This is a genomic window from Taibaiella koreensis, from assembly GCF_003545715.1.
Taxonomy (GTDB): domain Bacteria; phylum Bacteroidota; class Bacteroidia; order Chitinophagales; family Chitinophagaceae; genus Taibaiella; species Taibaiella koreensis.
The window spans coordinates 278,602-291,311 of the sequence record NZ_QVNU01000003.1 but is presented as its reverse complement, the minus strand read 5'-3'; the positions used below and the strand labels follow the sequence as shown (position 1 = coordinate 291,311).

Below are 12,710 nucleotides of genomic sequence, written 5' to 3'. Positions count from 1 at the left end.
TACTATCCATTGGCTATATCTTTGCATCATAAAGACGAAGCCTGAACAGATGGTTTCTGGACAAAAAGGAACGTTACACTATAATATTAACCGACATGAATACAGAGAACACGAATTCGCAAATGCGCAAAGGTGTACTGGAGTTTTGTATTCTTTCCATCATCAGAAAATCGGAAGTATATCCCTCCGATATTATCGATCGGATGAAAGCAGCAGGGCTATCTATACTCGAAGGCACGCTATACCCGCTCCTGACCCGGCTTAAGAACGCCGAGCTGCTGAGCTACCGCTGGGAAGAAAGCGCATCGGGCCCTCCCCGCAAGTATTTCAGCCTTACCGAAAAAGGGGAAGCCTTTTACCTGGAATTGCAACAAACCTGGCAACAGCTTTCCGATGCCGTTAACCAGCTCACCCGGGATACTTCATCGTAAGCCATTAATCAAATCCATTCTCTACCACTCACAGTCTTAATGCTACAACAATGAATAAGATCATCAATATAAACCTGGCGGGCAGACTCATCCCTATCGACGAATCGGCTTACGACCAGCTCCGCGACTACCTCAACCGGCTTAAAACGTTCTTCTCCCGCGAAGAAGGCGGCGATGAGATCGTAAGGGACATGGAAGACCGCATGGGCGAGCTATTCCAGGATAAGCTGAGCAAAGGCGCTCCCTGTATCATGGCCACCGACATTACCGATATGATCGCCGTAATGGGCAGCCCCGAACAGATTGAAAGCGAAGCCGGCGAGGAAGAAGCCGCAAAGAGCCACCGTAAAGAAGAGCGCCAGAATACAACAAGCCAGACACGCCCGCCCCTCACCCGCAGCCGCCGCGAAAAAATGATCGGCGGTGTATGCGGTGGTCTGGCTGCACATTTCAATATCGATTCCACTATTGTCCGTATGGCCTTCTTCCTGGTCACCCTGGCCTGGGGCGCCGGTGCCATCGTATACATCGTGTTGTGGGCGCTACTCCCGGAGGGCGACGGCAATACGGCTGTTGTGCGGCGGCGGCTGTACCGCAACCCCAAACAGAAAGTCGTAGGCGGTGTATGCTCGGGTATTGCCGCTTATGCCAACATCGACCCCATTGTACCCAGGATCATATTTGCTGCGCCCTTGCTGGGTATCATTTTCTTCAGCATACTGGGTAGCGGCTCATTCTTCCAATCCTTGTTCTCACTCATGGTTGGTGGTCTGCCCACCTTGGTTGTGCTGTATATCATTCTATGGGCCTCCCTTCCCGAGGCCAATACCGTTGCAGAAAAGCTGGAGATGCGCGGCGAAAAAGTGGATGTGCACAACCTTAGCCAGGCCATCAAGGGTGGGGAAACCGAGCGCATCGCCCCACCCCGGCGGTCCGGTCTCGGACAATTTGTTGCCGTGCTGGTAAAGATATTCGTGTTCATGATCCTGGGCACTGTGCTCATTACCCTGGCCGGTATCATCATTGCCGTCCTGGCCGCCTTGTTCGGCCTAGCCACTTCTTCCGTTTTCATTCTGCCTTTCAGCGCCCTCATCACTGAAAGTGCAACCCAGCGCTCCCTGCTATGGATCTGCGTGGCCCTTACCCTGCTCATTCCCTTTATTGCCATCATCCGTTTGCTGGTAAGAATGATCTCCGGCCGTAAAGTAGCCACCAACAAATGGCTGACTGGGACATTCACTGCCCTATTTATTGCGGGTGTGTTTGGCCTGTTCTGGATTGGCACTTCCATTGCTTCCGACTTTAAAGCGACCTATCGCAAGACCTATCCGCTCAGCCTTAACCAACCGGTCAACGATACACTTATCATTCGCCAAAGCATACAGGATGAGAACGGCGAGACCGAGCGGGACGAAGAAGACAATGATCATGAGGGTGTCCGGTTCCGCGACGACAGCACCGTTGCTATCAGCAATATCAGTCTCAGGATCATCACCAGCCCCGATAGCTTCTATCATCTTTCGGTGCAAAAAAGCGCTCGTGGCCGTAATTCACGCCGGGCGCAGGAACTGGCGCTTCCGCTTGAGTTCCACTATCGCCAGGAGGGTAACGTGCTTTATCTTCCCCAGGACTTCAGCCTTCCCAAGGGCGATCCCTTCCGTGCACAGAAGCTGAAAGTGGAGCTCCAGGTCCCTGCCGGCAAGGTATTCCGTGCAGAAGATCTTGTAAGCTCCTATTATACCGACCGGGATTTTGTCGTGCGCCCGGGCCGGTTTCGCTACCGTACAAGAGAATACCATAACTGGGATGAAGATGTTTTTTACAAAATGGGACCCGACGGCGTGATCGACAATCCTTCTGAAAAAGAGGAAGGCGCACAAAGCGCCGATGATACAGATACCAGCGACCAATAGCCGCCGGCAGCTAAAGATGTGGTAGTAGTTTTTACGAGGGGTGTATTCTTGCACCCCTTTTTATTTTCAGGTATATTTGATCCAAAATATACATACTATGATTCGCCCGCCCTTCATCTTATTATGGCTGCTTTGCTGCGCCGGCGGACCTGCCATGGCCCAAACTGCGCCGGCCGGCAAGGCGATCGGCAATGTGCTAGACAGGCAATCTGCGGCCTGGAACAGGGGTGATATTGAGGGCTATATGGAAGGTTATTGGCACAGCGATTCCCTGATGTTCATTGGTAAAAAGGGAATTACTTACGGCTGGCAACAAACGCTGGATAACTACCGGAAAAGCTACCCTGATAAAGAAGCGATGGGGAAGCTCCGGTTCGATATCCTCAGGCTGAAGCCACTTTCGGACCGCTATTGCCAGGTGGTGGGCCGTTGGCACCTGCAGCGCAGCATAGGCGACCTGGAAGGCTATTTTACTTTACTATTCGAAAAGGTAGCCGGGCAGTGGGTCATCGTAAGCGATCACAGCAGCTAAGCCGGGACAGATCATATCCAAAAAAAGCGAGCGGGACCACAAACATGGTCCCGCTCATCTATAATACAGAAAACATTTATACTTGCCTGTTGCTGTCGAAAGCTTCCAGCTCATTGGCCACAGCCGTAAGGAAGCTGGCGCCCAGCGAGCCATCCACGATACGGTGATCGTAGCTGAGCGAGAGATACATCATGTGGCGGATAGCGATCACATCGCCATCGACTGTCTCCAGTACCATAGGGCGCTTCTTAATGCTGCCTACGGCCAGGATCGCCACCTGGGGCTGGTTGATGATGGGCGTGCCCATCAGGCTACCAAAGGTACCCACGTTGGTAAGCGTAAAGGTACCGCCCTGCGTATCGTCTGCTTTGAGCTTATTGTTGCGGGCAGCATTGGCCAGACTGTTCACGTCCTTGGACAGACCCAGCAGGTTCTTCGTTTCGGCGCTTTTGATCACCGGCACGATAAGGTTACCACTGGGTAACGCCGTAGCCATACCGATATTGATATCTTTCTTGATGATGATCTTGTCGCCATCTACGCTGGCATTGATCATCGGGTATTTCTTAATGCAGTTCACCACAGCTTCGATAAAGATGGGAGTAAAGGTGATCTTCTCGCCATACTTGGTTTCGAAAGCTTTCTTATTCTTATCGCGCCATTTTACCAGGTTGGTCACATCGGCTTCGGTAAAGCTGGTGACGTGGGGCGAAGTGGCCTTGCTGCGCACCATATGATCGGCGATCAGCTTGCGCATGCGGTCCATTTCCACGATCTCCACATTGCTGCTATAGCTGGTCGCAGGTTGCGGCGTGTGCGTTACGGCAGTTGTGGTCGCTGCCGCCTGCTGAGGCGCAGGTTGTGGGGCTGCTGCCTGCGGGGTAGGAACAGCTCCGCGGGAAGCGACGTAGGTCAGGATATCTTTTTTAGTCACACGGCCTTCGTTACCGGTACCGGGAATATTTTCCAGCTCGGCCATACCGATACCTTCCTTGGCAGCGATATTGAGTACCAGCGGCGAATAGAAGCGATTGCCGCCGGAAGCGATCGTAGCGGCGGGCTGTGCAGCAGCAGACGCAGCTTGTGGCGTAGTAGCAGGCTGTGCGGCCGGTTGGGGCTGCGGCGCAGGAGCACCATTGCTTGTAGCGGCGGCCGAATCGATGCGGGCAATAACGGTACCTACGGGTACTACGTCATTTTCTTTAAACAGGATCTCGGTAATGGTGCCTGCGGCAGTAGAAGGCACCTCGCTGTCAACCTTGTCGGTAGCGATCTCCAGAATGGTCTCATCCATTTTCACCTGGTCACCGGGCTGCTTGTGCCACTTCAATACCGTGGCTTCCATTATACTTTCACCCATTTTGGGCATTACTAAATCGACGATTGCCATAAACGTATTTTTCAAAAGACGGTGCAAAAGTAATCATTTGCCGCTGTGTGTGCAAACCCAGGCGATAAACTGACAAAAGCTAAACAAAATTTGGTTTATCTACGGATATTTCGTAGAATTGCGAATTATTCGTAGAGCTATGGAAAAATTATCTCCTGCAGAAGAAGAAGTCATGCAAGCCATCTGGCATACCGGCGGCGGGTTTATCCGCGACTTTGTGAGCGCCATGAAAGCTCCGCCTGCTTACACGACTGTGGCATCGACGGTAAAAAACCTGGAGCGGAAAGGTTTTGTGAGAAGCAAGAGAATGGCCAACAGCTATTGGTACCAGCCCGCAATCAGCATTGAAGCGTATCAGCGGAATCATTTTTCCCATATCGCAAAAGACTATTTCTCCAATTCCTATAAGGAAATGGTCAGCTTTTTTGCACAGGAACAAAAGATATCGCCTGAGGAGCTGAAAGAGATCATTGCTATGATCGAGCAGAAAAAATGAATGATTGGATCACTCCTAAACTTACTTTATGTCGGTCCTTTTTGTATTGCTGAAGATCAATATAGTGCTCACTGGCGGCTACCTGCTCTATCGCTATGGCCTCCGCCGGCTCACGTTCTTCCGGCTCAACAGGATATTCCTCCTGGGTATTCTGCTCGCCGCAGCTGTAGCGCCTTTCGTTTCCTTTACATTAGTACGGCCCGTACCGGAAATGTTACAGACCATAAGCCTTTCAACTACGGCCATGCACCTTTCGCCGGCGCCCTCAGTAAGGCAAACGGGCTTTTCCTGGATCTCTGCAACCGCCTGGCTATACGCTGCCGGTTCCGGCGCGGTCGCCGCGATCTTCCTGCTGCAGGCAGTCTCACTCTTTGCCCTTTACCGCCAAAGCAATAAAATGATATACCGGTGTCACAGGATCAGGATAGTACCCGGCAACCGCCATCCGTTCTCCAGCTTTGGAAATATCTTCCTGGACCCAATGCAGCACAGCGAGACCGATCTGACCCTGATCCTGCAGCACGAGCAGGCCCATATACAGCAAGAGCATAGTATCGACATGCTCCTGGGTATGCTCTGCAGGATAGCCTGCTGGTGCAACCCGGTTTCCTGGTTGCTGGATAAAGCGATCCGGAGCAACCTCGAATTCCTGGCCGATGAGGCAGTGCTGCACTCCGGCGCAAAAAAGCAGCTGTACCAGTACAGCCTGCTGCACACGGCCGCCGGGTATACACCCGCCGGGCTGGGTCATCCTTTCAATACGACACATTTAAAATCCAGGATCCATATGATGAACAAACCAAGATCATCCGCCATTGAGTTGTCTAGGTACGGCTTGGCGCTGAGCATTTTCACTGCCCTCCTACTGGCTGTGAGCCTTTCTTTCGGACAACAAAAAAACCAAGTAAAATCAATCTTGCCACAGCAACCAAAGGTTGTAAAAAAAACAGGTCATCCGGCCAAGCCTGTCACTGCAAGTACCAAAAAGCGCCAAAACAGGAACCGCTCCGATCGGCGGAAGTATAAGCAGACGCCTGAAACACAAGCGGGAACAACTTCCTATAGCCAAGCCACCAACAATACTTTTGAGCTAAATGTTGAACTAAACCCTGGGGTCGCCTCGGTAAATCTTAAAACGCCTGCCACAAACGAAAGGCCGTTGCTGGTAGTCGATGGCAAGATCGATAATGTCACAAGTCTGCAAGCCATCCCGACGGACCGTGTTGCATCCATAACCATACTCAAAGATGAGACCGCAACGGCACAATATGGTGAAGCCGGCAGAAATGGCGTCATCCAGGTCACAATGAAACAATAGTCAACCGGCCGGCTTTGTGGCAAGAGGCTGCTCACCCGGGCAGTCTTTTTTGCATATTGCCCCGGGACCGGCGCCGGCGCCAATGGCCTGCCGCTTGTTATCCTTTAATCATCAAATCGTTGTCATTCGTTCGTCGCTGACGATAAAATTGTATTTTCACGCTCTGTTTATGAAAGCTATCATACCGGTGGCCGGAGCCGGCACCAAACTCAGACCGCATACTTATACGCAACCCAAGGCCTTGATGCCCATGGCGGGGAAAACGATCCTGAGCGTGATCGTCGATGCCCTGCTGAACAAAGGCATTGAAGAATATATTTTTATTATCGGCTACCTGGGCGACAAGATACAGGATTATGTACAGCGTACCTACCCGGGTCTCCGCTGCACTTTTGTAACCCAGAACGACCGCAGGGGCACCGGCCATGCTATATGGCTTACCCGCGATGTGGTCAAGGACGATGAGGTGCTGATCGTGTTTGGCGATACTATTTGTGACTTCGACATTGAGACCGTGCTGCAGAGCGAAAGTTCGCAGATCGGCATCCGTAGGGTCGACGATCCCCGCAGCTTTGGCGTGGCAGAAGTAGATGACAACAACCGGGTGCTGAAAGTGGTCGAGAAGCCGCTCATCCCCAAGTCCAATATGGCCATGGTGGGCGTATATAAGATCAGGGAGACCCATGCCCTGTTCAGCGCGCTGGATGCTTATCTCCACAACCGTGCCGATGCCGATGGCGAATATCATCTGACACATGCGCTGCAGCATATGATCGAGCAAGGCATCGTGTTCAAAGCATTTAAAGTCAACAATTGGTTTGACTGCGGGAAAAAAGAGACGCTGCTGGAAACCAATGCCACGCTGCTAAAGACCATGAGCGAGCAGGCAGGCTATACCGTGCCCGAATTTCCCGATACGGTGATCATTCCACCGGTCAATATCGCCAGCGGCTGCACCATAGCCCATTCTATCATCGGGCCTTCCGTATCGATAGGAGAAAATACAACCATCCGGTCCTCTATTATCCGGAACAGCATTATTGGCTCTTTCGCCGAGTTGGACGAGGTGGTGCTGAAATCCTCCATCATTGGTAGCGATGCCTATGTGCACGGCATGAGCCAAAGCCTGAACATAGGCGACAATACGGATATCGACCTGGGATAAGGTTGCCCCCGGTTTTGTTTACCGAAAACTCGTTTTAATTGCTATGACATTCCAGAACAGGATCACTACGCTTTTTAATATTCAGTACCCCATCGTGCAGGCAGGTATGATATGGGCTTCCGGCTGGCGGTTGGCCTCGGCGGTCAGCAATGCCGGCGGATTGGGCCTTATCGGCGCCGGCAGCATGTATCCCGACACATTGCTTGAACATATCCGCAAATGTAAAGCAGCCACAGACAAGCCTTTCGGCGTAAACCTGCCCCTGCTCTACCCCGATATCGACCAACACGTAAAGCACATTATTGAAGAAAAAATACCGATCGTATTTACCTCAGCCGGGAATCCCAAGACCTGGACCCAAATCCTGAAGAACGAGGGGATCACCGTGGTCCACGTAGTTTCCAGCGCCAAATTTGCGCTTAAAAGCCAGGATGCCGGTGTCGACGCTGTTGTCGCCGAAGGCTTCGAGGCCGGCGGGCATAATGGGCGGGAAGAGACCACTACGCTTTGTCTTATCCCGCAGGTACGCCAGGCTATCGATATCCCGCTGATCGCCGCCGGCGGTATTGCTACAGGAAAGGCAATGTTCGCAGTAATGGCTTTGGGCGCAGAAGGAGCGCAGGTCGGGAGCCGTTTTATTTGCAGTCCTGAAGCCTCCTCACACAGCCATTTCAAAGAGGCGATCGTGAATGCCGGCGAAGGAGACACCATGCTCTCTTTGAAGAAGCTTACCCCGGTCCGGCTCATCAAGAACCGGTTCTATCAGCAAGTGAGTGAAGCCGAAGCCCGCGGGGCCGGTAATGAAGAGCTGGTGCAGCTTTTGGGTAGGGCCCGGGCCAAGCTCGGCATGTTTGAGGGCGAGCTGGAAGAAGGTGAGCTGGAGGTCGGGCAGGTGAGCGGACAGATCAACGATATTAAACCTGCTGCCCAGATCGTTCATGACCTTTGGAATGAATTCTGCGCCACAAAAGAGCAGCCATTTTACCAGGCGGCGGCAAAGCCGGTAGCTTAGTTGCAGGTTCGTGTAAATAATATCTTTATTGCTCCCTTGATCAAAGGGAGCTTTTTTTATTGATGATATTTCCACCTTATTCGCAAGCCGAAAAATTCGGGCGTAAATATCTCATGAACATTTTAAATGACCCAAACCACCCCACCGTTCAGACCGCTACGCGTTCCGACCGGCTTGGTCTCCCCTGCCGTGTGAAGCCCCGGCATACCGTTTACCTCCTATCCTCGTGCTGATATTCCACCTGATATCCGAATACCAATCTCCCAAATCCCGCTTGATTCGTTTTAAGATCATCCCTACCTTTGTCTCCACAAAATCTTTTTCCGCAATGACCGGTTCTGATTATCAACATACGGTCGCCGAGCGCCTGATGCGCTATGTGCAGATCGACACCCAAAGTGATCCTTATTCTACAACCCAGCCCTCTACCGAAAAGCAGAAGAACCTCAGCAAGCTGCTGGTAGACGAGCTGAAGGCAATCGGTATCGCCGACGCCGAGCTGGATGAGCACGGCTATGTATATGGCACCATACCGGCTACTACTGATGCCGATGTGCCTGTGCTATGCTTCTGTGCTCACGTAGATACCTCGCCCGACAGCAGTGGCGAACACGTAAAGCCTATCCTGCACCGCAATTACGATGGCAGCGATATCGTGCTGCCTGATGATAACAATGTGGTCGTCTCGACACAAAACCACCCTTACCTGAAAGAAAGGATCGGCGACGATATCATTACGGCATCGGGCCTCACCTTGCTGGGCGCCGACGATAAGGCCGGCGTTGCCGTGATCATGGATGCCGCACAATACCTGATAGAGCACCCGGAGATAAAGCACGGCAGGATCCGTATCCTGTTCACACCGGACGAGGAGATTGGTCGTGGTGTAGATAAAGTGGATATGAAAAAACTTAATGCTGATTTTGGCTATACGCTCGATGGTGGCGAAAGAGGACACCTGGAAGGTGAGAGTTTCTCAGCCGATGGCGTCAACATTACGATACACGGCATCAGCGCACACCCTGGCTATGCCAAAGGTAAGCTGGTAAATGCAACCAAGATCGCCGGCGCATTTCTTGCGGCTTTGCCCCGTGACAGCTGGAGCCCCGAGACCACCAGCGATAAGGAAGGTTTTGTACATCCTGTACATATCGAAGGCGGCGCAGAAAAGACCCGGATCGACTTCATCATCCGCGATCATAACACGGCAAAGCTGGCCGAATATGAAAGCCGCCTGGAAGGCATTCTGAAGGAAACGGTGACCGCATATCCCGGCGCCCGCTACGAGTTTGCCGTGAAGGAGCAATATCGCAATATGCGGGAGATACTGGATCAGCATCCGAAGGTAATGGCCTATGCCGAAGAGGCCTACCGCCGCACAGGCCTTACACCCGAGCGTATCAGCATCCGGGGTGGTACCGACGGATCACGCCTGTCGTTTATGGGCTTGCCCTGCCCCAATATCTTTACCGGTGAAATGGGGATCCACTCCAAACAAGAATACGTGAGTGTTCAGGATATGGAAAAGGCGATGGAAATATGTGTCCACCTGGCACAGATCGTCATAGAATAATGAATTGAAACCTATCTCCTGCCCTCCGGATCCCGATCCGGAGGGCAGACTTCTTTAAGGGCCCTATTGTAAGTTTCTATAATAGATAAGAATCGATTACCCTACCTTTGCGGGGCTAAAAATCAGGTATTTACCTGGCAATTACCAATGGACTACATCAAACGCTTACAGCAGAAAATTGAGCCGTTACAGCAGCAGCTGATCCACCACCCTGTTTACCGGCAGATTGTTTCGCTGGAACACTTACAGCAATTCATGCAATATCATGTGTTTGCCGTATGGGATTTTATGTCGCTGCTGAAAGCCCTGCAGCGTGAGCTTACTTGCGTGGATATTCCCTGGGTGCCCCGGGGCGATGCGGAAACCCGTTACCTGATCAACGAGATCGTTACGGGAGAGGAAAGTGATGCCGATGAACAGGGGCACAGGCACAGTCATTTCGAGCTTTACCTGGAAGCCATGCATCAGGCCGGCGCCGATACCGGGGCTATCAAGGAGTTGCTTCAGCTGCTTGGCGCAGGAAAAGGATTGCAGGAAGCGCTCTCCCAGAGCAGCGCTCCCACGATGGCGGCATTGTTCGTGCAGAACACTTTTGAGACGATCGGTAGTGGAAAACCGCATGTGCAGGCAGCCGTATTTACATTTGGCCGGGAAGATCTCATTCCCCGCATGTTCCTCTCTTTCGTCAACGAGCTGCATGCACAGGCGCCGGAGAAGGTCGGGATTTTCAAATATTATTTAGAGCGCCATATTGAAGTAGATGGCGATCACCACGCGCACCTCGCCCATCGCATGACTGCATCGCTCTGTGGCGCAGACGAGACGAAGTGGGCAGAAGCTACGGCAGCCGTGATCGAAGCCCTGCAGTGCCGCATCCGGCTTTGGGATGCTATTGCAGATACTTTTGCTTCAATCAGCACAGCACAAACTATAACGGTATGATGGAGTTGTTGATCGCCGATATCAGTAAAGAGGTATTACTGAACAAGGCGGAAGAAGAAATTGTCAAGGCATCATTCATTGTAAAAAAATTGCGCAAGCGCCAATACCTGATGCAGTTTGGCGAGGTCTTCCGCCATCTTTTCTTTGTAGAGAAGGGTATGCTCCGCGCTTATCTTAAAGGAGAAAAAGACGTGGAGCATGTGATCCAGTTTGCACCCGAAGGCAGCTGGATCCCCGATAGCTTCCACCAGCTGGAAGACCTGGAAGCCTTGTACAATATCGATGCGCTGGAACACTCGGAGGTTTTGTACATCGACCGGGAGATTTATCAGAAGCTGCTGGCCCAGGTACCTAAGCTCGAAAAGTACTTCCGGGTGGCCATGCAGAAAAGGCTCTACGCGCTGCATATGCGCGTGATCAATTACCTGACCCATTTTGCAGAGGACAAATACAAGATGTTTGTCGATTTCTACCCCGAGATCGTACAGCGGGTACCGCAACACATGATTGCCTCCTATCTGGGCATTAAGCCGGAAACCCTGAGCCGGAACCGGAAAAAAATGGCTACGCGGAAAAAAGAAAAAGAGCCTGTTACCGAAAGTAAAGTCCAAAAAGCTACGCTTCCGGCAGTTCAAGACTAAACTGGCGCAGTACTTTTTCCATCGCAACCCTGATCTCCTCATTGCACAGATTGCCCATCGATCCTTCGTGCGTATGCCGCGACGGATCGAATCCCTGGTAGTCAAAATTACCCTCCTCCACGCTGGCGCCTACGGCCCGATAAGCCTCCCGGAAAGGCAGGCCCTGGTTCACCAGGTCGTTGACGGCTTCTACTGTAAATAAATATCGGTAAGCATTATCGCTCAGAATATCCTCCTTTATCTTTACCTGCGGCAGGGCGAAGCTGAGGATGCGGAAACAGTCCTTAAGCATCTCCAATGCCGGGAACAGGATCTCCTTGGTCAATTGCAGCTCCCTGTGATAGCCCGACGGCAGATTGGTGGTCAGCAATGTCAGCTCATTAGGCACTGATTGCAGCCTGTTTCCTTTTCCTCTTACCAACTCAAATATGTCGGGATTCTTTTTATGCGGCATAATGCTGCTTCCGGTGGTCAATGCTTCCGGGAAGCTGAGAAAACCAAAGTTCTGGTTCATGAATAAACAAACATCCATTGAAAGCCTTGCCAACGTTGCACCCAACGCAGCAATACCTGTAGCCACAAAGCGTTCGGTCTTTCCCCGGCTCATTTGCGCATATACCACATTATAATGCAGACCACCCATTTGCAACAGTTCCGTACTGAGACGCCTGTTAAGCGGGAAGGAAGAGCCATAGCCGGCCCCGCTGCCCAAGGGGTTCTTATCGGTCACCTTATAGGCAGCAGCAAGCAGCTCCAGATCATCTACCAGACTCTCTGCATAGGCGCCGAACCAGAGTCCGAATGAAGAAGGCATGGCTACCTGCAGATGTGTATAACCCGGCATAAGGCAATGGCGATATTGTCCGCTCAATTGTTGCAACTGGCTGAACAAAACTGAGGTCAGCTTGGCAATATCCCTGATCTCTTCTTTCAGGTATAGCTTGATGGCAACGGCCACCTGGTCGTTTCGGCTACGCCCGCTGTGTATTTTTTTCCCGGCCTCGCCGATATCCCGGGTAAGCTGCAGCTCGATCTGTGAATGTACATCTTCCACATCGTCTTCAATGCGGAATAAGCCTGCGGCGATCTGGGCGTTTATATCCTGTAATCCTTTATGGATAAGCTCCGTTTCCTCCCTGGTCAGCAGACCCACATGACAAAGCATTGCCGTATGCGCCAGCGAACCTTGTATGTCTGCAGCGGCCAGCAGCAGATCAAAATCGCGGTCTTTTCCTATGGTAAATTGCTCTACCAGCTTTGCCGTATCGGTATGGTCTTTTTGCCAGAGTTTCATATT

Annotated in this window: 12 protein-coding genes; 10 read left to right on the top strand and 2 right to left on the bottom strand. The window is 51.8% G+C overall.

All coding sequences use genetic code 11. From position 1 onward, the window contains the following. The first annotated feature begins 95 nt into the window (after window positions 1–95). From DZK30_RS11290 to DZK30_RS11280, 3 genes are all read left to right on the top strand, one after another. Complete coding sequence (locus DZK30_RS11290; RefSeq protein ID WP_118974247.1) at window positions 96–431, top strand: PadR family transcriptional regulator; 336 nt, start codon at window positions 96–98, stop codon at window positions 429–431. A gap of 50 nt (window positions 432–481) precedes the next feature. After that, the gene (locus tag DZK30_RS11285; protein ID WP_118974246.1) at window positions 482–2,344 is read left to right on the top strand and encodes a PspC domain-containing protein; all 1,863 of its coding nucleotides are present in this window, start codon (window positions 482–484) and stop codon (window positions 2,342–2,344) included. A gap of 97 nt (window positions 2,345–2,441) precedes the next feature. Beyond that, window positions 2,442–2,876: a YybH family protein gene (locus DZK30_RS11280; protein WP_118974245.1), complete on the top strand. Its 435-nt coding sequence runs from the start codon at window positions 2,442–2,444 to the stop codon at window positions 2,874–2,876. A 76-nt stretch (window positions 2,877–2,952) separates the two neighbouring features. Here DZK30_RS11280 and DZK30_RS11275 read toward each other — a convergent pair whose 3' ends face one another. Continuing rightward, entirely contained in the window at window positions 2,953–4,266 is a 1,314-nt protein-coding gene (locus DZK30_RS11275) for a dihydrolipoamide acetyltransferase family protein (protein WP_118974244.1), read from the bottom strand. 139 nt (window positions 4,267–4,405) lie between these two features. On the opposite strand from DZK30_RS11275, the gene DZK30_RS11270 reads away from it, so the two are divergent. The 7 genes from DZK30_RS11270 (at window position 4,406) to DZK30_RS11240 (ending at window position 11,413) form a co-directional block, all read left to right on the top strand. Then, window positions 4,406–4,762: a BlaI/MecI/CopY family transcriptional regulator gene (locus DZK30_RS11270; RefSeq protein ID WP_118974243.1), complete on the top strand. Its 357-nt coding sequence runs from the start codon at window positions 4,406–4,408 to the stop codon at window positions 4,760–4,762. Window positions 4,763–4,790: 28 nt separating this feature from the next. Beyond that, on the top strand, window positions 4,791–6,080 hold the full coding sequence (locus DZK30_RS11265; protein WP_118974242.1) for a M56 family metallopeptidase: 1,290 nt from the start codon (window positions 4,791–4,793) through the stop codon (window positions 6,078–6,080). 169 nt (window positions 6,081–6,249) lie between these two features. Beyond that, entirely contained in the window at window positions 6,250–7,245 is a 996-nt protein-coding gene (locus DZK30_RS11260; protein ID WP_118974241.1) for a sugar phosphate nucleotidyltransferase, read from the top strand. Between the two features lie 43 nt (window positions 7,246–7,288). Further along, window positions 7,289–8,257 (top strand): NAD(P)H-dependent flavin oxidoreductase, encoded by a 969-nt coding sequence (locus DZK30_RS11255; protein WP_118974240.1) that lies wholly within the window; start codon window positions 7,289–7,291, stop codon window positions 8,255–8,257. A 328-nt stretch (window positions 8,258–8,585) separates the two neighbouring features. Continuing rightward, window positions 8,586–9,830 (top strand): peptidase T, encoded by a 1,245-nt coding sequence (gene pepT / locus DZK30_RS11250; RefSeq protein ID WP_118974239.1) that lies wholly within the window; start codon window positions 8,586–8,588, stop codon window positions 9,828–9,830. Window positions 9,831–9,977: 147 nt separating this feature from the next. Further along, a complete protein-coding gene (locus tag DZK30_RS11245) occupies window positions 9,978–10,772 on the top strand; it encodes a DUF3050 domain-containing protein (protein ID WP_118974238.1) in 795 nt (264 codons plus the stop codon). After that, window positions 10,769–11,413, top strand: coding sequence for a Crp/Fnr family transcriptional regulator (locus DZK30_RS11240; protein WP_118974237.1), 645 nt, complete (start codon window positions 10,769–10,771; stop codon window positions 11,411–11,413). Before DZK30_RS11245 ends, DZK30_RS11240 begins: the two co-directional genes overlap by 4 nt. Here the strand turns inward: DZK30_RS11240 and argH are convergent. Next, on the bottom strand, window positions 11,388–12,707 hold the full coding sequence (gene argH, locus DZK30_RS11235; RefSeq protein WP_118974236.1) for an argininosuccinate lyase: 1,320 nt from the start codon (window positions 12,705–12,707) through the stop codon (window positions 11,388–11,390). The genes DZK30_RS11240 and argH overlap by 26 nt on opposite strands. Between the last annotated feature and the right edge of the window lie 3 nt (window positions 12,708–12,710).